The following is a 17,927-nucleotide window of genomic DNA, read 5'->3' as shown; positions in this document are numbered from 1 at the left end:
GCTCAATCGAACTGGAGACATCCAGCATGCCCCAACCCGGCACCTTCATGACCGCAGATCCGGCCCGTCTGCCCTTACTCGCCTCCGCGCTGACCGCCGCTGAGCGCGACTGGCCCGTCATCCCCCTGCACCCGTGGGCGAAGCGTCCGGCCGGACACCCCGAGCGCGCATGCCCGCGCACCGGGCGTTGTGCGAACGGGCACCGCAAGCCCGAGCAGCGCGCCACGACCAACCCTGAGTTGATCCACGCCACATGGGGCGCCCGCCCCTACAACGTGGGCATCGCCACGGGACCGGCCGGACTGCTCGTCATCGACCTGGACGTACTCAAGCCCGAAGAGCCAAAAGGAGCGCCTGACGGCGCAACTTCCCTTGCGGCGCTCTGCGAGCGCACCGGGCAGACCGTCCCCACCACCTACCGGGTGCGGACCGCACGCGGAGGATCGCACCTGTACTTCACCGCCCCCACCGGGGTGCGGCTGAAGAACAGCGCGAACCGGCTCGGGCCGCACATCGACACCCGCGCCTGGGGCGGCTACGTCGTCGCCCCCGGCAGCACCACCCCCGACGGGACGTACGAGGTCACCGACGACGCTCCGGTCGCACCGCTCCCGGCGTGGCTGGCCGCGCTGCTCACCGAGCCACCCAAGCCCACCGTCGTGGACCTGGCCCCTCTGCGGGACGGCACGCGAGCCGCTCGCGTGGCGCTGGAACGGGAATGCGCGGTCATCGCCGCGACGACCGAGGGCGGGCCGAACGGCCGCAACAACACCCTGCACCGCAGCGCCTGCAAGGTGGCCCGCTTCGTCGCGTGGGGCGACCTCCCGCGCGATGTGGCAGAGCAGGCAATCCAGGGGGCGGGGGAGGCGAGCGGACTGCCGCCGGCCGAGTGCCGCACGACCATCCGCAGCGCCATGGACTGGGTCATCTCCCACGCCACACCACGGCAGGCAGCCTCATGACCGCCCCCGACTCCCCCCGCCTGGATTGCCCCACCGACACCACCCACCGGCCGCCGGTCGCTCCACAGCCTGTGGACGCATCGGCCGTGGGCGAGCCGAAAGGCGCCGCCCGCAAGGGCGTCGTCACTGCACTTCGTTCGAACCGGTCCCCGGTGCGACCGGCCGCCGACCCGACACCGGACACCCCCGGTATCCGGATCTTCGCCCCGCCGGTCTACCGGCACCACTACGACGGCGCCCGCTGGTCCACCCGCCCCGGCGCCCTGCCCACCGCCGCCTACGCCTGCGCCTGCGGGCAGACCGGCACCGCCACCGGCCCTGACTCTGTGGCCGCGCTGGTCGCCGAGTACGACGCCCACCGATCCGCCTGCACGGGAGTTCTCGCCGCACCCACCGAAGGGAGGGCCGCCGCATGACCGCCCCCATCGACGGCGCCGCGCTGCTCAACGAGGTGGAAGCCTTCCATCGCCGCTTCAACGTCTTCCCCACCGAGGCCGCCTACGTGGCCGTGGCGTTGTGGGACGCGCACGCCCACCTGCTCGACTGCTTCGACTCCACCCCCCGGATCGCCTTCCTCTCCCCCGAGCCGGGGTCGGGCAAGACGCGGGCGCTGGAGATCGTGGAAACCCTCGTGCCACAGCCCATGACCGCCGTCAACGCCTCCGCCGCCGCGCTGTTCCGGTCCGTCTCCGGGGGCAACGGCAAGCCGACGATCCTGTTCGATGAGATTGACACCGTCTTCGGCCCGAAGGCGGGGGACAACGAGGAACTGCGCGGGTTCCTCAACGCCGGACACCGCCGTACCGGGGTCACCTACCGGTGCATCGGAGACGGCGGACAGCAGACCGTGCAAGCCTTCCCCTCCTACTGCGGCGTGGCCGTCGCCGGTCTCGGATCGCTGCCCGACACGATTCTGAGCCGCTCCGTCATCATCCGCATGCGACGCCGGGCACGGAACGAGAAGGTAGAGCCCTTCCGGGCCCGCATCCACGAAGCCGAGGGGCACAAGCTCCGTGACCGACTCGCCGAATGGGCGGAGCAGGCACGCGGGTTCGTCATGGGCGCATGGCCGGACATGCCCGACGGGGTGACCGACCGGCCAGCGGACGTGTGGGAACCCCTGCTCGCCGTCGCCGACGCCGCTGGCGGCCAGTGGCCCGAGCGGGCGCGCGCAGCATGCGTGGCCCTGGTGACCGCATCCAAGGTCAACGACAAGGGCAGCCTGGGTGTCCGGCTGCTGACCGACCTGCGCGATCACGTCATGGTCGGCATCGACCGCCTGCCCACCGTCGCCATCCTGGACAGGCTCAACGCCCTGGACGACGCCCCATGGGCCGACCTCCACGGCAAGCCGCTCGACAACCGGCGCCTGTCGAAGATGCTCGCGGAGTACATGACGGCCGACAACGAGCCCATCACCTCCCGCAACATCAAGACCGCCGGAAGCGTCCTCAAGGGCTACTACGCCGCCGATCTCTGGGACGCGTGGGCCCGCTACTGCCCCCCACCCCCGGAAAGTCCGCTACCTCCGCTACCCGGCACGGAAAACATGGCCTGACCAGCAACGGGGGGGTAGCGGCAACCGGCATCGCCAGCCGCTACCCCGCCGCTACCCATCCGCTACCGCTACCCCTTCCCGCTACCTCAAACAGGCCCCTGACCTGCACGGTAGCGGCGGTAGCGGACGTAGCGGCCCCTGAGAGAGGCCCCCGGGACAGCTCCCCCTGAGAAGGAGTCACGACCTTGCCGAGCACCGAGAAGCTCGAACTCCGCGAAGTCCTCAAGGAGATCAAGATGAGCCGAGCCGCGTTCTACCGCATGCGCGCCCGTGGTGAGGCTCCCAAGCTCATCAAACTGCCGAACGGGCAGCTCCGTTGTCGACGCAGTGACCTGGATGCGTGGTGGGCGAAGCACGAGATGAGCGCCTGAACGTTGCCCGACCCCGAGGGACCCCGCTGTACTGCGGGGTCCCTCTCTCATGAGGAGACCAATGCACAGCTACGACGTGCGCGTCTGGAGCATCCGCAAGCGTCCCAGCAAGGCCGCTCCGTTCCAACTTCGCTGGCAGGTGGACGGGACAGAGCACCAGGAGAAGTTCGCAACCAAGACCCTCGCGGACGCCCGGCGGGCAGAGCTGCTGACGGCGACCCGTAAGGGCGAGCCGTTCGACACGGAGACAGGTCTCCCGGTCTCGGAGGTGCGCGAGCGGAACCGTACGAGCTGGTACGCCCACGCTCGCGCGCACGCCGCACGCAAGTGGCCGACTGCGGCGGCCAAGCACCGGGCGAGCATCGCGGAGAGCCTGACCATCGCAACGATGGCTCTGTGTCCGGCAGGAAAAGGGCGCCCGGCAGACGATCTCTTGCGCCGCTCCCTCTACCAGTGGGCTTTCAACGCTGGCCGCCACGATCAGGAGGTGCCGGGAGCGGAGGCCAAGGCCCTGGCGTGGGTGGAACGGAACGCGCCGGCCGTGGTCGACCTGGACAACGCCAAGCGCGTGCGCACGGTGCTGGAACACCTGGCCAAGCGGCAGGACGGGAAGCCAGCCGCCGCGAACACGTTCCGGCGTCGCCGCGCGGTGTTCAGCAACTGCCTGCGCCTGGCCGTCGAGCACGAGTTGTTGCCCGGGAACCCCCTGCTCCGCGTGCATTGGGAGACGCCCAAGGCGGTGGAGGAACTGGACGTGCGCAGCGTCGCCACGCCTGCACAGGCACGGGCGCTGCTGGACGCGGTCCGTGCGCAGGGACCGCGCGGTGCTCACCTGGTCGCGTTCTTCGGGTGCATCTACTACGCGGCGATGCGCCCGGAAGAGGTGTCCATGCTGAGCGCTGACCAGTGCGAACTACCCAACGAAGGGTGGGGGCGGCTCATGCTCGCCGGCGCCCGTCCGCAGGTGGGCTCCGCGTGGACCGACGACGGGAAACCGTACGAGGAACGGCAGTTGAAGCACCGTGCCCACCGCGCAGTGCGGCCCGTGCCGATTCCGCCTGTCCTGGTCGCCATACTGCGGGCCCACCTCGAAGCGTTCGGGACCACGCCCGAGGGGCGACTGTTCAGTGCCGTACGCGGCGGCCCGGTCCGGTCGCAGGAGTACGGCGCCGTGTGGAAGGAAGCCCGCCGTAAGGCGCTCACCCCCGCACAGGTGACCTCTCCGCTGGCAGCCATCCCGTACGACCTGCGGCACGCCTGCGTGTCGTTCTGGCTCCGCTCAGGGGTGAGCCTCGCCGAGACCGCCCGGCGAGCCGGTCAGAGCGTGGCCGTTCTCCAGCGCTACTACGCCAAGGTGCTGGACGGCGAGGAAGCGAAGATGAACGCGCTGATCGAGCAGGGGTTGGCAGAGCACGAGGGGGAAGCCGAGACGCCGTGAATCCTGGCCGCAGGTTGGCCGCACGCACTGGTCAGAGGTGGGATACCGCCGAATCAGGGTGAGACAGGGTGCATGCAGAAGGGGTGCCGCTCCGGAGAGTGGCACCCCTTCTGACCTGCATGCTTCTGACCTGCTGCGGAGGCGGTGAGATTCGAACTCACGGTGACATCGCTGCCACGACGGTTTTCAAGACCTTTCGGCGATCAAGGGCGCCGTGGTCTCCACCGCAGGTCAGACGGGTACGAGCGCCCCCGCCGGGCCGTCGTCATCGTCGTCGTGCCCGCTACGTGCCCCATGGTCCCTCCGGTCGAGATCGTGCCCGTTGAACCAGGAGTCCGACGCTGCGGCCACCTGATCATCACGACCGGCGACCGGCCGGGCGTAGTGGCGCGTGGTCACGCTCGCGTTCGAGTGGCCGAGCCGATGAGCGGCCGTCATTACGCCGTACCGGTCGGCGACCCAAGTTCCGTGCGAGGCGCGGAGATCGTGCGGGGTCACGTCGGACAGACCGGCCGCCGACACCGCCGGATCGAAGTACGCCTTGCGCCACTGGTTGTAGCGCAGGGGCTTGCCCGCAGGCGTGGTGAACAGCAGCGCGTCACCCCCGCCGGGCAATGTCTCCACGTGCTTCCCCAACCGCTTCGCGAGCGACGGTGCGATGCGCAAGAGCCGCTTCTGATGAGACTTGGGGGTGTCGAAGACCAGGGCGCCGTTCGCCTCGGCAAGGTTCTCATCCACGAGAACGAGGCCGCCCGGCACGTCGATGTCCGTGCGCCGCAGGGCGAAGGCCTCACCTACGCGCAGGCCCGCGAAGGCAAGAAGAGCGATCAGCAGGTCATGCGGTTTCTCGGCGCTCCGTACGAGCCGAGAGGCTTCGAGCGGCGTGAGGATGTGCGGCTCTGTCTGCGGCATCCGGGGCAGCTTCACACCCCGGCAAGGGGTCTGCGCGATCATGTCGTTGTCGGCTGCGGACTGCATGATCTGGGACAGGACTCGGTACGCCTGCCGGATACGCGACGGGCTGAGTCCCTTGGTCCGCATGCCGGCGACCCACTCAGTCACAGTGATCGGCCGGAGGCTCGACAGCTCACGGTCACCCAGTGCGGGATTGACCAGCGAGTTGATCAGCGACCGATATGACGCTTGCGTCTTGTGCTTGAGCTGAGGAGAGACCGCAGCCAGCCAGCGAGCCGCCCAGTCTCGTACGGTCGTCTGACCTTCAAGGGGGTCCAGCCAGCGGCCTTCCTCGATCTCCATCCGCTTCTTCGCGAGCCAGCGATCAGCGTCCGTCGACGTGGCAAACGTCCGGTCGGCGGGACGGAGCACGCCGTCAGGCCCCGGATAGCGAGCCTGGAAGCGACCAGAGGGGAGCTTGCGAATCCTGCCGAAGTTCCGACGGGACTTGCGCTTGCCAGCCATCAGGCGACCCTCCTGAGCCCCGTCGGCCGCAGTACGACCGGTTCCACCGTGTTGGCGTCCACGAACGCGTCTACAGCCTGCTCAGGGATGCGGACGTGTCGGCCGACCTTCACGAAGGTGATCCGTCGTTCCTCGATGAGACGCCGCGGGAAACGGACGCCCGTGCCAAGCCGTTCGGCAACCTGCTGCACGGTGAGCAAACGGTCCATGGTCACCACTCCCCCTCGACAGGTAGGGCCGCGAGTGCTTCGCGGGCGGTTTCGCGGTTGGTCTGCAGATTCCGGGCGATGGTCGCGGCGAGGGCGGATTCACCGGGGGTGTGGCCGTGGCCGACGTACTGCCAGTCGGCGAGGACGAGCACGGTGTCCGGTTCGCGGTCCTCCAGGCCGAGGGCTTCACGCTCCTGGGCGGCGCGGAAGTCGGCGCGGGCCTGGCGGAGTTCGCCGAGGGTGGTCGAGTAGCGGCGGGATTTGGAGCTGAAGTGGCCCCGGAAGCCAAGCATGTGGGCCCAGGCCCAGAGGCGGCGGTCTGGATAGAGCGCATCGAGCGCCTTGCAGGCTTCGATCAGGCGGCGGGTGTGGTCGGGGACCTGGTGGCGGTCGAGTTCGGAGAGTTCGCCGATGCGGCGGTCGAGGGTGCCGGTGTTCTCGGCCGCCTTGGTGGCGTACTTGGCGACGTAGGAGGCCACGGCTTGTTCGGTGATGTCGGAGCCGTCACCGAAGGCCTTGACCGGTCGAACGTCCAGCTGCGCACCCCAGCGGAAGGTGCGGGTGGGCTGGTCGTCGGCGGCCGGAGTGGAGACCGATGTGTACGAGTGCGTTGCGGCTGCCCGGATCGCGTCGGCGAGGAGGTCGACCGTTGCCCAGGCGGGCGGAGGGGTGTCGGGGCCTTCCGGGCCGTCGAGGCGAATGACGGCGTGGAAGTGCAGGGCGCCGCGCTTCTGGAACTCGGCGACCTTGCCGTACGAGACGCGGGCGTGGTCGGCGAGTTCGCGGCGGGTGAGTCCGGCGCGGGCGGCGATCTCGCGACGCAGGCGGGTGGTGAAGCGCTGCCACAGATCGCCCGCGTGGTTGTTGAAGAGGACCGCGCCCGCGTAGTCGTACGACGCCGGGTCCAGGGCGGTGCCGAGTGCGGGGTCGTCGGCGGGGTGGTGGGTGCCGCAGCGGCAGGTGCCATGGTCGGGGCGATTGTGGACCGGGCCGAAGGAGGGGGCGGTAAGGGTGGCGAAGACGCGGGGGTGATCGCGGACCGTGGCGGGAATGTCGCGGCGGTCGTCTCCGCCCAGGCCTGCGCGGATCAGGTGGTAGGTATCGCCCGCGTACGTCCAGGCGCAAGCCGGGCAGCGGGAGGCCCGGCGGTTGCCGCAGGCGACGCGGAGACGGCCGCCCGGCTCGTTCTCGGTGGAGTAGTGGTGCAGGGTCTCGCCGGTGGTCTTGTCCTTGTGCAGGGTCCAGCCGGTCAGGTGGATCGGGTCGGAGCAGCCGCCGGTGCGGCGGATCTGGTCTTCCCAGCGGGCGTAGTCGTCGGCCGAAGCTACCCTCAGCAGGTCGCCGAGGGTGGTCGGGTCGAGCAGCGTGTCAGGCACGGGCGCCCTCCCACGTGCGGCGGGTGCGGGTGATGCCGGTGCCGTGGCAGGCCGGGCAGTGCGCGGCGATGGTGCGCACGTGGCCGTGCCGGTCGCGGCCGCCGAGGGTGACGGCGGCGGAGGCGAAACCGTCGCAGTGGGGGCAGATGAGGGGCAGCGGTGTGGTGCGGTCGGTCATGCTGGGGGTTCCTTCGGTTCCACGGGATCGGAGTGGGCACGGCTCCCGGGCGGTGGATGCTTGGCGGTATCGAGGCCGCCCGGGGGCCGGTCAGCGGTGCTTGTTCTCGGTCGCGAGCATCGAGCGGAGGACGACGGCGCATACGGCGACCGAGGCGCCGGTGATGGCGACCGCGAGGAGCATGGAGACGAGTACGGCGCCGACGACCAGGACGACGGCGGTGCCGCTGCCGACGAGGGCGATCACGGCTCCGGGGGTGAGCTGCACCGTGGGACGGGGCGACGCGGGCACGGCCGGAGCGGGGGCCGGTGTCGGCGCCACCGGGGCGGACTGATCGGTGACCGGTGCGGGCGGTGTGACGAGGCCGGTCGGTTCAGGCATGGTCGGGATCTTGGGGCGGAGCATGGTTGAACTCCCTTCTGAGGCGGGCTACTTGACGAGGCTGTTGATGGCGGGGGCAAGGATGCTGTCGGCGAGCAGGAAGCCGCCGAGGAGAAGCACCGCGATAAGCCACGCGGGCGGGCGGATGAGCTTGACGCCGAGGTAGCCGATGACGAGCAGGGCGAGCCAGAGCGGGACGTCCATGACGGTGGTCTCCTAGCGGACGCGGCAGCGGTGGGTGCGGGCAGCGAGCTGGGCGGCGGTCTGGCTGGTGTAGTCGGCGGACCAGCCGCAGCGGTCGGCGGTGCACACGGCGGCGTGCTTGGTCTGGCCGTTGCGGTCGCGGTGGGTGCCGATCTGCACGGGGCCGATCTGCATCAGCGAGTGGAAGTGGTCGCGGGCAGGCATGGCGGGTGGTTCTCCTTCCTGTCAGGTGAGTTGGGCGGCGATGGCGTCGGCGAGCTGTGGCGGGACGCCGAGGCGGGCACGCAGGGTGTCGGTGTCGATCGGGGCGCCGGTGCGGTCGCGGTACTCGGCGGCGACCTTGCGGGCGTGCTCGACGAGGACAGGGGGAACCGCGGGGGCAGGCGCCCGTGCGGCGGCCGGGAGGGCCGGGGCTTCCTCGGACGGAGCGGGTGCGGGCTCCGGCTCAGGGTTCGGCTCGGGGTCCGCGATGGCGTCGGGTTCCGGGGCCGGGGCAGATGCCGGCGGATCCGGCACCCGGTGTTCGGCGGAGTGGGCCAGGAGCGTTCCGCCCAGGAAGGCCAGGGCGGGCCATCCGGCGACGCCGAGGCGCAGCAGGGCAGGCGGGTCGGCCAGGTCGAGGAATCCGGCGGTGGCGACGTTGGCACCGAGTGAGGCGAACAGGGCGATCAGGAACCAGCACCAGGCCAGCCGGGACGGCCCCTCCGAGCGCAGCCGTCGCCAGGCGGCGACCAGGAGCAGGTCGACCGAGACCGGGTAGGCCCAGGCTTTCCAGCCGTCCTGTCCGGCAGCGGCGGCCAGGTCGTGCAGGTGGGCGAAGGACAGGGCCCCGGCGATGACCGCCTGGACCAGGACGGCATCCACGCGCAGACCATGACGGGCGGCCATCAGGAGCCCTCGCCCGGGTAGCCGGGGCCGTCGTTGGGGTCGTAGCCGGGCGGGAAGGTGCCGGGCGGCGGCTCGGGCAGCGAGACGGCCAGGGACGTGCTGACGGCTTCGACGAAGTCGAGGTCTGCGCCGGTCATGTCGGCGTACAGGGCGAGTTGACCGAGCAGCAGCACGGTGCGGGCGAAGTCCTCGCAGTCGGGGCACATGGCGGGTGCTCTCCCTTCATCGGGCATGGCGGAGGTAGGGACCTGGCGAAAAGCGGTCGCGCCGACCGTGGAGCGGGGAAGGTCAGGCCGTGGCGGGAGCCGTCTTGGACAGCGGCACCGGGGCCTCGGAAATGCTGGTCAACGCGGGCCGGAAGGGCGCCAGTTCGGGCAGGTCCGGAGTGCGGTCGGCGTGCCGGTTGCAGACGTTCACGGCCTGCCGGAGCGAGGTGTGCGGGGCGCGGATGCGGTGCCAGCCGCCGGTGGAGTCGCCCGCGATGGCGACGCCGCGCATGTCGGCCGGGATCTGGACGGCGGCCAGGACGGCGTCCGGGGAGATGTCGCCGAAGGCCATGTTGGCGGATGTCTCGTCATTGACGCGGTGCGCGGTGCGGCCGGTGAGCTGGGCGCGGAGCATGGTGATGCTCTTGCCGAGTTCGGAGCCGAAGCGCTGGCCGCAGATCTCCAGGTAGATCCCAGCGGCACGGCCGAGCTGGGCGAGGCGGGCGAGCGCGGTGATGATGCGGTCCCGCCGCTTCTCCTGCTCCTTGCTGGCGAACAGGGCGAGTTCGGCGACCTCGGCGACCAGGACCACGATCGGCACCGGCCGCAGGTGTTCGGGCAGGTCCCAGATGTCGGCGGCGATCTTCGCGTCTGGGACGTCGGAGGTGATGCGCTGTTCGGCGCGGATGAGCTGGTAGACGCCTTCCATGTGGGACACCAGCGCGTCCAGCAGGTCGGCGGCGGTGTCGGGGTTGTCGGCGAGCGCGGAGAAGCGGCGGGCCAGCGGGAACAGTTCGACACCCTGCTTGCAGTCGATGCCGACCAGGGCGACATCCTGAGCGGCGAGACCGGCCACCAGGTTGCGCTGGTAGACGGACTTGCCGGACTCGGTGGCGCCGACGGTGAGCGCGTGAGGTATCGCCCGGTAGTCGCGGTAGTGGACTGAGCCATCCTCGCGCAGGGCGACCGGTACCCGCATCGGGCGGGCGTCGGTCTTGGCCGGCATCTGCACCCGCTTCAGCACGTCGTAGCCGGTCATCCGCACCTCGACGACGCCGGAGCGCACCTCACGCGAGGTGACGCCGTACATCAAGAACGAGTGGCGCAGCCGGTCCGAGGCGGCGGCGATGTCGAAGGCGTCCTGTCCGGGCCGCAGTCCCAGCCGCAGGACCAGGCCGGTTCGGGTCGGCCGGAGCCGCAGGATGCGCGGCGGGCGGGACTCCGGCGCGGGCCGGTTGGTGATCCGGGCGAGGGTGAGGCGCCAGCGCGAGGGCGGGACGGTCAGCCCGCAGGCGTCCATGACCGAGCCGTAGCGGACCAGGACGCGCAGCGTGGCGAGGGTGACCCCGAAGGTCATCCAGTACCAGGCGGGGCGCCGCCACCGCAGGAGACCCGCAGTGGCGACGACCAGCACCAGCGCGACCATGAACCAGGTCATGATCAGGCCGCCTTGGACTTCGGTGCGGCGTCGGCGAGCGAGGTGACGGCGACCGCGCGGAACGCGATGCCGTGCCGCTTCTGCCCGTTGAACTCGTTCTCCCACGGCCGGGCGATCAGGCCGGTGAGGGCGGCGGGCGTGCCCATGGTCAGCTCGCCGGAGATGCCGGTCTCCGGGACGGTGATGGACAGGATCTCGACCTCGTCGTTCGCCGCGAACATCACGTCGACGGTCATCAGCTTCGCGCCGGTCTCGGCGTCGGTGGCGATCTCGCCGGTACGGCGGTCCTTGACCTTGGGCTGCGGGGTCTTGGCGACCATCACGGTCGCGGCGGAGGTGTCGACGGGAATCTGACGCACAGCGGATCACTCCTCTATAGAGGCTGGACTCTGTCACTCATGTATATGAGTTACATGAAGAAGAGTGCCTGACTCCTATACATGAGTCAACCCGCCGCGATGAAGAACTTGCGACGGGCTGAGGGAAGTTGAGTGTGCGTCAGTCGGCGGCGGGGATCCGGTACTCAAAAACGAACTGGTCAGCGGCCATGAGGGTGTCGCAGACCTCGACGACGAGACCCTCGGTCGTACGGGCCTCACGGATCAGGTGAACCACCGGCGCACCCGGGCTGAGCGCCAGCTCGGACGCCTCCGCCTTGGAGGCCGGACGCGCTTGCAGCGTCTCGACGAACTCGGCGAACTCGTGCCCGTGGTCTTCGAGTCGGGCGTAGATGCCACCGCCGCCGGGGTTCTCAGCGAACAGCTCCGGGATCTCCTTCACGACGTCCCAGGGGAGGTACGACGTCGCCGTCTCGACAGGCGTGCCGTTGCGGAAGTAGAGGCGTCGCCGGGCGAGCACCTGAGTGCCGGCGGGGACGCCCAACCGCTGGGCGGCATCCGCGGGGGCCTCCATCGGCCCGATGTAGAGGACGCTCACCTTGGCGGTGGCGCCAGACTGCGCGGACTCGGCGAGGTACGCGGCCTTGCCGCCCTGGCGGAGCGAGCGCCGGAAGCGGTCGGAGGAGCGGTGCCGTACCGGCGGCCGATCCTTCACGATCGAGCCCTTGCCGTGCCGGGTCTCGACGAGCCCGCTCGCGCGTACCTCGACCATGGCCTTGCGGATCGTGCCGCCCGAGACGCCGTAGCGGTCGACCAGCTCCGACTCACTTGGCACCATGTCACCAGGCTTGAGAACCCCGGCCCGGATCTGCTGCACGATCTCGTCGGCGATCTGTACGTACCGAGGTACGGACCTCTCTCCTCCTACTGCGGTTCCCATAGTCCTTCTCTGCCTCCTATGCTCCTGTACATGAGTACATCACGGGAAGCAAGGTCGTCGATGCCACTGCACTCGGTCTCTGTGGCCGGAGTAGTGGTGCGTGACGATGGCCGCCTCCTGGCGATCCGCCGCGCGGACAACGGCACCTGGGAGCTTCCCGGCGGCGTACTCGAACTCGACGAAGCCCCCGAGGCGGGCGTCGCCCGGGAGGTCCTGGAGGAGACAGGCATCCACGTCGAGGTGGACGAACTCACCGGCGTCTACAAGAACACGACCCGGGGCATCGTGGCCCTGGTCTTCCGCTGCAAGCCCAGCGGCGGCACCGAGCGCACGTCGAGTGAGTCGACAGCCGTCGCGTGGCTTACGCCCGACGAGGTCGCGGAGCGTATGTCCGAGGTCTACGCGATCAGGCTCTTGGATGCCCTGGACGGCAACGGCCCGCACGTTCGGAGCCACGACGGCAAGCGCCTCATCCCAGCGGGATAGAACTTTCCCTACTTCATCAAGGCCCGCGCACGGCGCGGGCGCGCGCCGCCTCTGCGGCGCGGCCTGCCTCCTGTCTGCGCCCCGGCTGGCCGCGCCCGGCGGCGCGCCCGGCGGCTGCGGGCATGAAGTGGGAGACACCCTCTATGGCTGGGGCGGTCGGCTCCACGGCTTTAGGCAGCCACTTTGGGGCGAGCCTCTAAGATCTTGGCCCCAACGTCGTGCTTTAACGGGCAGGTCCACAGACTGCCCGACTCGCCATCAGCTTACGGGGCCAAGATCACTCGCCCCAAAGCAGCTCCAGCCCAAAGCCGCTACGCCGACCTTCACTTCAAGGTTTCCACACACCAACAGCAACTAGGGAGGCACCTGCGGCCGCAAGCGCATACAGAGCGGTAAGCAGATGAGGTGCCCAGATTTCACGCGACGTGGAAGAGCGATACACCTTAGGGTTCTGGCCCCGCTCTAGAGCCTCCCACTCGGAGTAGAAGATTGCCGCAGGCAGAAACCGCTCAAGTCGGTTGATTACCGCGAATTTCCCTGTATTGAGTTGCCCAAATGAGACGATAAGGCTCTTCCAGGCGTGGGCGAGGATCAGCCCCGTCAGGGCGATCACGAGAACTCCAACGGACTTGAGTATCTGGCTTCCACCCGCCTTAATGAAGAATCCTAGCCCTGTCAGCATCACACCATTTGCGGTGATGAAGAAGGTATTTACGCCTTGACGGCGACCTACTAGCCCTTCTGAGCTTTGCACCATGAGTTTGTACAGTTCAAAAAGTCGCTCCTTGTCCTCTTCCGTCGTTGGAGGGCCATACGGAACCAACGCCTGAGTGACCCGATCCTGGCTCGTCAACCGCTCGGCCACTTTACGAATGGCCAGTACATAAACAGCGTCCTGCTGTTGCACTGATGAGGGAAGCTGGTCGTACGGAAGCAGATGGACATGGGAAGGGTCATGCTTCATCTGCCATGCGCTCCAAACATCATGTACGTCTGAAGCTGTTACATCAACGCCTTTCGCAAAAGCGAGAGCCGCATACATGTTGAGCAAGTCATCCACGTTGCCGTGAGGTAAGACGGAGGCTGGAATCTCAGCCCGAATATCAGCGGCCACCTGCTCAAGATAGTTCATCCATCACACCCAGGTCGAGAGCCGTGAAGAAATTTGAGTGAAGTCCCATCGAATTACACTCTCCGGGGGGATACCCTTCGGGAGTGGATGAGTTTCTCCATCATTCACCTGAATCCCAAAAATTTTATGACCTTGCTCAAGAGTTTCTTTGATCTCCCACTCTACCGGCTCTGACTGGTATGTAGTCGCCCCAATCAGAACGATGGTTCCCTTCGTCTCGGCAATCCTGAGCTTGCACTGATTCTTCCATGATGAGTCGAAAGGATCCTGAATGGAGTAGTCGATGAACTCCACCTCATCTTTTGCGTTCCGCGCGTGTTCCTTCAGAAAGTCCCGAGCCCAGCGATCTTCCATGCGGAAACTGATAAAGGCCCTCGGGCGCTCCATGTCCATACCTCGCCTCTCCTAGCGGCAGGTATCGTAACACTCAGTGCAAATATGGGCACGGGGGAGCCAGCGGGAGGATTCTAGCGCTAGACAGGGCGCAAGGTAGCCACGTTTTCCCTTTCCTCTCCGTCCAGCCCTTTCCACTTGACTGTGCAGTTGAATCGGCTCGGGCTACCCATGGTTAGCGCAAGCGGGAACCGAATTTCCGAATCGGGAGCAATCACATCGATCACCTGGTCGTCGTCACGTAGGATCATGCCATCGTCTGGCTCGATGGAAAAAGTCACATTCATTGCTGGGGTGCGCCCTTTGTTCGTGAGGACGATGTAGTGAGATCGGCGAGTACGCACCCTCCCCTTGGAATCCGTTTCTACCCTCTCTCTGAAGTCCACACTCGGCCAAACTCCGGGGTCTTCCTCTGGTGTATGCGTTTTCGCGCCAGAGGCTTTCGCCATGAACAATGTTGCCTGTCTGCTCAGCAGATTGTCGACCCTGCTCACCAGTTCAGCCTCGTTGGCGTAAGTCATCACCAAGGCGTTCGGTTCGAGACTTCTAAGGTAGTTGCGCAATGCGATTTGCTGCTCAAGGTCGCCGTTGGAAACCGGTCGAGTGCAATGCAAAATGGTCACGGTTTTGCCAGCGCGTGCCATACGTTCAATCTCTTCAGATGTTCCGGAGACTGCCCGATCTGAACTCGTTCCCAGACGGGCCCAGAAGATGGCAAGGGCCATATCAGCACCGTCAACAAGTTGCCTGTTGATGATGTCTTGAGGGTGCTCGCCGAATTCTCCAGAAGCATGCTCCCCCCACCAAATAGGCAAGACTGTTAGCTGGAATTGCTGTCCGTAGTTGAAATTCCATCGATTCACTGATCGATGGATCACTTCCCGATCCTCCTTGGTGATATCCCCCGGGCAGGAGATCAGCAAATGCAGCGTCGTGGCCTGGTATGCCATGGGCTACCCCCTCACTCTGGCGCACGAGGCAGACTGCCACAGCTGAGGTCAGCGAGGCATCCAGTCGGACATGCCGTTACGGGCAGTCGAAGCCTGATCCGTAGTCGCGCCCCCGCCTGCGGCCCGGCCGCTTGGGTCACCCCTGGGCCGTCCAAGGCCAGCCGACGCTGACCAACAACGACAGAGGCCCACGGCATTTGAACTGGTCAGAGCCACGGGCCGCTTCAGTCCCGCTGGTCAGCAGAACCGGTGATCAGTAGACGGGCATGTCAGGCTGTCCACGACGACGCATCCGACGGCAGTGACGGCAGCGCTGACGGCAACGACGGCAGACGACAGCGGCATTCAGCAATCCAACACGGTGCCGACGTAGGCCGATCGGGTCGACCTGCCAAGGGTTGCCCGCATCTTCTAAGCACATGGTCAACGACTGGCCGCAACCGACCGAGGCCCACGTGCCGCGTGCGTGCCAGATCGTGCGGGGAACCGCGGGGAATGGCGGGTACCAGGTCGACGGTCAGGCAGGCCCTCCTTGCCACTTCGCCGCAGGTCAGCGCAGCAGCCGTCACCAAGAAACCCAAGCTTCCCAAGCTGAGGTCGGAGGCCGTCCCACTTCCATCGCCTATTCACGGTTGCGGCGAGCGCGGGCGCACCAGCGACGTAGGCGTCGCAGCGGCCTGCTCCAAGCGTCTAGGAACGCTTCAAGTTCGCCGGCAAGCTTCTCTCCCATGCCTAGCAACAGGCTGCTCAGGCCGAAAGCCGCGAGGATCCACAGGGTGAGCTGGTCCAACGTCCGATACCTCTCCAATGAGGGTCGGACAGCAGGCACGCTCAGTCCGACCACCGTGCTACACGTGGACAAGGACTGAGTTCGTGCCGACGCAACGACTCAGGTCGATTCAGTTGTTATCTCTGGTCGGGTTTCGGGAGCGTGTGGAACCAGTTCCGCTCGCCAAGCGGTCCGCGTGCCGCGTCGGGGACGTGCGTCGACACCGCCCTACCAACGGCGTGCTGCCCGGAGTTTTCCGCGCAACCGCGACTGGACGGCCCCAAGTCGCTATGACTGGCGCCAGAAGTGATGCTAGCGCTCTCTCCACCAGTAGCCGGACGGTCTCCGAAGATCTGCGGCACCATCTCAGTTTCCGTCTCATTCAGGCTCGTTCATCGCGTTCAGCCGGGACCGCAGCCTGGGCTTGCCATGGGGCCCGTCCGCTCACGAACGCAGGTGAACGCCCCTGTACGCAGCTCACCTCTGCACCACCACAGTTGGAAAGCGTGCGCGCAGCGCCGAGAGCGCGCCGGTGGCGCGGGGCCTCAGTACCGCTGTCAGTCCTGGCCTGTACGGTCCCGCTCATGGCTGAGAGACCGACTACGAGCTGGCGGCACGGCATAGCTGAGGAAGCCGAGGAGCTCGCCGCAGGCACCCTGGACCCCCAGTGCGCCTGCATGGCAGTGCTATATCCCGAGGAGCTGCTGACGGCGACCGACGCAGTCCTCGACGCCTTTGAGGGCGAGCTCCCTGGACTTGGCGAGGCCAGCGACGAACAGGTCTTTGCTGTGTTGGAACGCGTCGTCCTAGCCCTCAACGCGGTGGACGACGCCGACAACGGCGGCGCCTTCGAAACCGACGAACGCGAAGCCTTGTGCGACTACATCGACGAGTCACTCACCGAGCACGGCGTCAATGTGGTCGCCTTGACCGCACGTCACGGCCTCGGTCCGTACCAGCTCACGAACAAGTGGCGGAAGTGGTAAGGCTGCTCAGGAACGCGATCCGCCGGGCATCGCACGACTCCGCACCACAAGCGCACCAGATCGAGCGGGGAACAGCGGGGAATCACGGTGAAAGCGGCCAGGCCTGACGAGGCCGCTCACCGGCTGTCCGACCAGGTCAGCGACCGAACCGATCCCAAATGACGCAGCTTCCCAAGCTGAGGGCTTGGATATCAGACTCACCTGAACTGCGAAGGCCTCTGGCCTCGTCAGCAGCAGTTCGCTGAGGTACAAACTACGGTGCGAAGCAAGGGGGATCAGTGGGCGACATTGTCAGATACGGCAGCGGGAACGACGCAGTGCTGCGATTTGTCTTGTACGACGTATGGGGAAAGCGCTGTTACTGGTGCCATAGGCCGACGGACTTCAACGCGATCCAGATCGACCATCTCTTGCCTCAACAGGCTGGCCGGGACCGCCTGGAGGAGCTTAAGACTACCTACGGCCTGCCGGATGACTTCGACATCCACGATCCCGCCAATCTCGCACCGATCTGTATCGACTGCAACGGGCGACGAGGAAAAAGCAACGACGAGTACGGGCCCGTGCCCGCCTTCCTGTCCCAGCTGGACAAGGCCCGCCAGCGCCGGGACACGGTAATCAAGCAGGTAAAGAACATAGGTCTCTCAACAAAGATCACCGAGCACCTGCTCGCTGCAAGCACGGCCAACCTCCACGACGCGCGGATCAGGGAAGCGTTCGAAGAGCATGCGCCCGCCATCGTCCAACGGCTCGCGCTCTTGGACGAGAAGAAAGTCGACTTCCTGACCATGTGGTACGTCGACACCACGATCGAGGACGACAAGCCGCTATCGGTCGGCCTCTCCCTCAACGCCCGAGGCCGGGCAACTGCGGAGATCCTCGAGGGCATGTGCAGGATCAGCCTCGAAGACGTGCTACAGGAACGCGTCGCCGAGCTGGAGCGCCAGATCCGAAAGTACGTACACGCCGACCTGGAAACGATCGAAGCGCCTGCCGGACCTCCGACTGCAGGCCCGCCCGTAACAACCTTCATTCGCATTGACATCGACTTACTCGACTACCAAAACACAGGACCCGCTCTTGAGTTCACCTTCCACGGCAACTTCGAAGCGAGCATGTCAGCGTCCCTTTCACAATGCGGCCCCGACGGCGGTGAGCTGTTGGAGCTCCAGGGGGACACAGTCGTCTTTGGGACCTTCTCCTTCGTCGTCAGCTGGCACTTCTCCGCCGACCACGCAGACGTAGATAGGGGCGAGTGCGTTATCGGAACCTGGGAGTCGGACACTCACACGTCGTGATGAACCT

23 protein-coding genes and 1 tRNA gene are annotated in these 17,927 nt (G+C 67.0%); 8 read left to right on the top strand and 16 right to left on the bottom strand.

Annotated elements, in window-relative coordinates; all coding sequences use genetic code 11:
- The first annotated feature begins 26 nt into the window (after window positions 1–26).
- The 5 genes from CLM62_RS44015 to CLM62_RS43995 all read left to right on the top strand — a co-directional run bounded on the left by CLM62_RS44015 (window position 27) and on the right by CLM62_RS43995 (window position 4,329).
- Window positions 27–962, top strand: coding sequence for a bifunctional DNA primase/polymerase (locus tag CLM62_RS44015; protein ID WP_257004439.1), 936 nt, complete (start codon window positions 27–29; stop codon window positions 960–962).
- An 86-nt stretch (window positions 963–1,048) separates the two neighbouring features.
- Window positions 1,049–1,378: a hypothetical protein gene (locus CLM62_RS44010; protein ID WP_095755507.1), complete on the top strand. Its 330-nt coding sequence runs from the start codon at window positions 1,049–1,051 to the stop codon at window positions 1,376–1,378.
- Complete coding sequence (locus CLM62_RS44005; RefSeq protein ID WP_095755506.1) at window positions 1,375–2,520, top strand: DUF3631 domain-containing protein; 1,146 nt, start codon at window positions 1,375–1,377, stop codon at window positions 2,518–2,520. Before CLM62_RS44010 ends, CLM62_RS44005 begins: the two co-directional genes overlap by 4 nt.
- Before the next feature lie 185 nt (window positions 2,521–2,705).
- The gene (locus CLM62_RS44000) at window positions 2,706–2,891 is read left to right on the top strand and encodes an AlpA family transcriptional regulator (protein ID WP_095755505.1); all 186 of its coding nucleotides are present in this window, start codon (window positions 2,706–2,708) and stop codon (window positions 2,889–2,891) included.
- Between the two features lie 61 nt (window positions 2,892–2,952).
- Window positions 2,953–4,329, top strand: a complete 1,377-nt coding sequence (locus tag CLM62_RS43995) for a tyrosine-type recombinase/integrase (RefSeq protein ID WP_095755504.1) — start codon at window positions 2,953–2,955, stop codon at window positions 4,327–4,329.
- Between the two features lie 136 nt (window positions 4,330–4,465).
- Here the strand turns inward: CLM62_RS43995 and CLM62_RS50520 are convergent.
- From CLM62_RS50520 to CLM62_RS43935, 13 genes are all read right to left on the bottom strand, one after another.
- Window positions 4,466–4,582, bottom strand: a tRNA-OTHER gene (locus CLM62_RS50520).
- Entirely contained in the window at window positions 4,561–5,748 is a 1,188-nt protein-coding gene (locus tag CLM62_RS43990) for a tyrosine-type recombinase/integrase (RefSeq protein WP_095755503.1), read from the bottom strand. Before CLM62_RS43990 ends, CLM62_RS50520 begins: the two co-directional genes overlap by 22 nt.
- Window positions 5,748–5,957, bottom strand: coding sequence for a helix-turn-helix domain-containing protein (locus CLM62_RS43985; RefSeq protein WP_095755502.1), 210 nt, complete (start codon window positions 5,955–5,957; stop codon window positions 5,748–5,750). The genes CLM62_RS43990 and CLM62_RS43985 overlap by 1 nt, the downstream gene beginning before the upstream one ends.
- Before the next feature lie 2 nt (window positions 5,958–5,959).
- Window positions 5,960–7,333, bottom strand: a complete 1,374-nt coding sequence (gene repSA / locus CLM62_RS43980; protein WP_095755501.1) for a replication initiator protein RepSA — start codon at window positions 7,331–7,333, stop codon at window positions 5,960–5,962.
- On the bottom strand, window positions 7,326–7,511 hold the full coding sequence (locus tag CLM62_RS43975; RefSeq protein WP_095755500.1) for a hypothetical protein: 186 nt from the start codon (window positions 7,509–7,511) through the stop codon (window positions 7,326–7,328). Before CLM62_RS43975 ends, repSA begins: the two co-directional genes overlap by 8 nt.
- Window positions 7,512–7,601: 90 nt before the next feature.
- Window positions 7,602–7,916, bottom strand: a complete 315-nt coding sequence (locus CLM62_RS43970; RefSeq protein ID WP_095755499.1) for a SpdD-like protein — start codon at window positions 7,914–7,916, stop codon at window positions 7,602–7,604.
- 24 nt (window positions 7,917–7,940) lie between these two features.
- The gene (locus CLM62_RS43965; RefSeq protein ID WP_095755498.1) at window positions 7,941–8,096 is read right to left on the bottom strand and encodes a hypothetical protein; all 156 of its coding nucleotides are present in this window, start codon (window positions 8,094–8,096) and stop codon (window positions 7,941–7,943) included.
- Between the two features lie 12 nt (window positions 8,097–8,108).
- Window positions 8,109–8,300, bottom strand: coding sequence for a mobile element transfer protein (locus tag CLM62_RS43960; RefSeq protein ID WP_095755497.1), 192 nt, complete (start codon window positions 8,298–8,300; stop codon window positions 8,109–8,111).
- 21 nt (window positions 8,301–8,321) lie between these two features.
- Window positions 8,322–8,984: a DUF2637 domain-containing protein gene (locus CLM62_RS43955; RefSeq protein WP_095755496.1), complete on the bottom strand. Its 663-nt coding sequence runs from the start codon at window positions 8,982–8,984 to the stop codon at window positions 8,322–8,324.
- Window positions 8,984–9,190, bottom strand: coding sequence for a hypothetical protein (locus CLM62_RS43950; RefSeq protein ID WP_095755495.1), 207 nt, complete (start codon window positions 9,188–9,190; stop codon window positions 8,984–8,986). Before CLM62_RS43950 ends, CLM62_RS43955 begins: the two co-directional genes overlap by 1 nt.
- Before the next feature lie 82 nt (window positions 9,191–9,272).
- Window positions 9,273–10,628 carry an FtsK/SpoIIIE domain-containing protein gene (locus tag CLM62_RS43945; RefSeq protein ID WP_095755494.1) on the bottom strand — a complete coding sequence of 452 codons (1,356 nt, stop codon included), beginning with the start codon at window positions 10,626–10,628 and terminating at the stop codon, window positions 9,273–9,275.
- A gap of 2 nt (window positions 10,629–10,630) precedes the next feature.
- A complete protein-coding gene (locus tag CLM62_RS43940) occupies window positions 10,631–10,987 on the bottom strand; it encodes a hypothetical protein (protein ID WP_095755493.1) in 357 nt (118 codons plus the stop codon).
- Between the two features lie 139 nt (window positions 10,988–11,126).
- Entirely contained in the window at window positions 11,127–11,906 is a 780-nt protein-coding gene (locus tag CLM62_RS43935; RefSeq protein ID WP_095755492.1) for a GntR family transcriptional regulator, read from the bottom strand.
- A gap of 18 nt (window positions 11,907–11,924) precedes the next feature.
- Here CLM62_RS43935 and CLM62_RS43930 point away from each other — a divergent pair, with 18 nt between their 5' ends.
- Window positions 11,925–12,392, top strand: a complete 468-nt coding sequence (locus CLM62_RS43930; RefSeq protein ID WP_179382477.1) for an NUDIX hydrolase — start codon at window positions 11,925–11,927, stop codon at window positions 12,390–12,392.
- A 328-nt stretch (window positions 12,393–12,720) separates the two neighbouring features.
- Here CLM62_RS43930 and CLM62_RS43925 read toward each other — a convergent pair whose 3' ends face one another.
- The 3 genes from CLM62_RS43925 to CLM62_RS49585 form a co-directional block, all read right to left on the bottom strand.
- Window positions 12,721–13,524 carry a hypothetical protein gene (locus tag CLM62_RS43925; RefSeq protein WP_218835674.1) on the bottom strand — a complete coding sequence of 268 codons (804 nt, stop codon included), beginning with the start codon at window positions 13,522–13,524 and terminating at the stop codon, window positions 12,721–12,723.
- Window positions 13,525–13,527: 3 nt separating this feature from the next.
- Window positions 13,528–13,917, bottom strand: coding sequence for a TIR domain-containing protein (locus CLM62_RS43920; protein ID WP_218835673.1), 390 nt, complete (start codon window positions 13,915–13,917; stop codon window positions 13,528–13,530).
- 80 nt (window positions 13,918–13,997) lie between these two features.
- Window positions 13,998–14,867: a hypothetical protein gene (locus CLM62_RS49585; RefSeq protein ID WP_143659256.1), complete on the bottom strand. Its 870-nt coding sequence runs from the start codon at window positions 14,865–14,867 to the stop codon at window positions 13,998–14,000.
- A gap of 1,353 nt (window positions 14,868–16,220) precedes the next feature.
- Between CLM62_RS49585 and CLM62_RS43915 the strand changes: the two genes are divergently transcribed.
- Window positions 16,221–16,622 (top strand): hypothetical protein, encoded by a 402-nt coding sequence (locus CLM62_RS43915; protein WP_095755490.1) that lies wholly within the window; start codon window positions 16,221–16,223, stop codon window positions 16,620–16,622.
- Between the two features lie 278 nt (window positions 16,623–16,900).
- Entirely contained in the window at window positions 16,901–17,920 is a 1,020-nt protein-coding gene (locus CLM62_RS43910; RefSeq protein ID WP_143659254.1) for a hypothetical protein, read from the top strand.
- The last annotated feature ends 7 nt before the right edge of the window (window positions 17,921–17,927 follow it).

The organism is Streptomyces sp. SA15, assembly GCF_002291145.1.
Taxonomy (GTDB): Bacteria; Actinomycetota; Actinomycetes; order Streptomycetales; family Streptomycetaceae; genus Streptomyces.
This window is presented reverse-complemented; position numbering and strand designations above follow the sequence as displayed.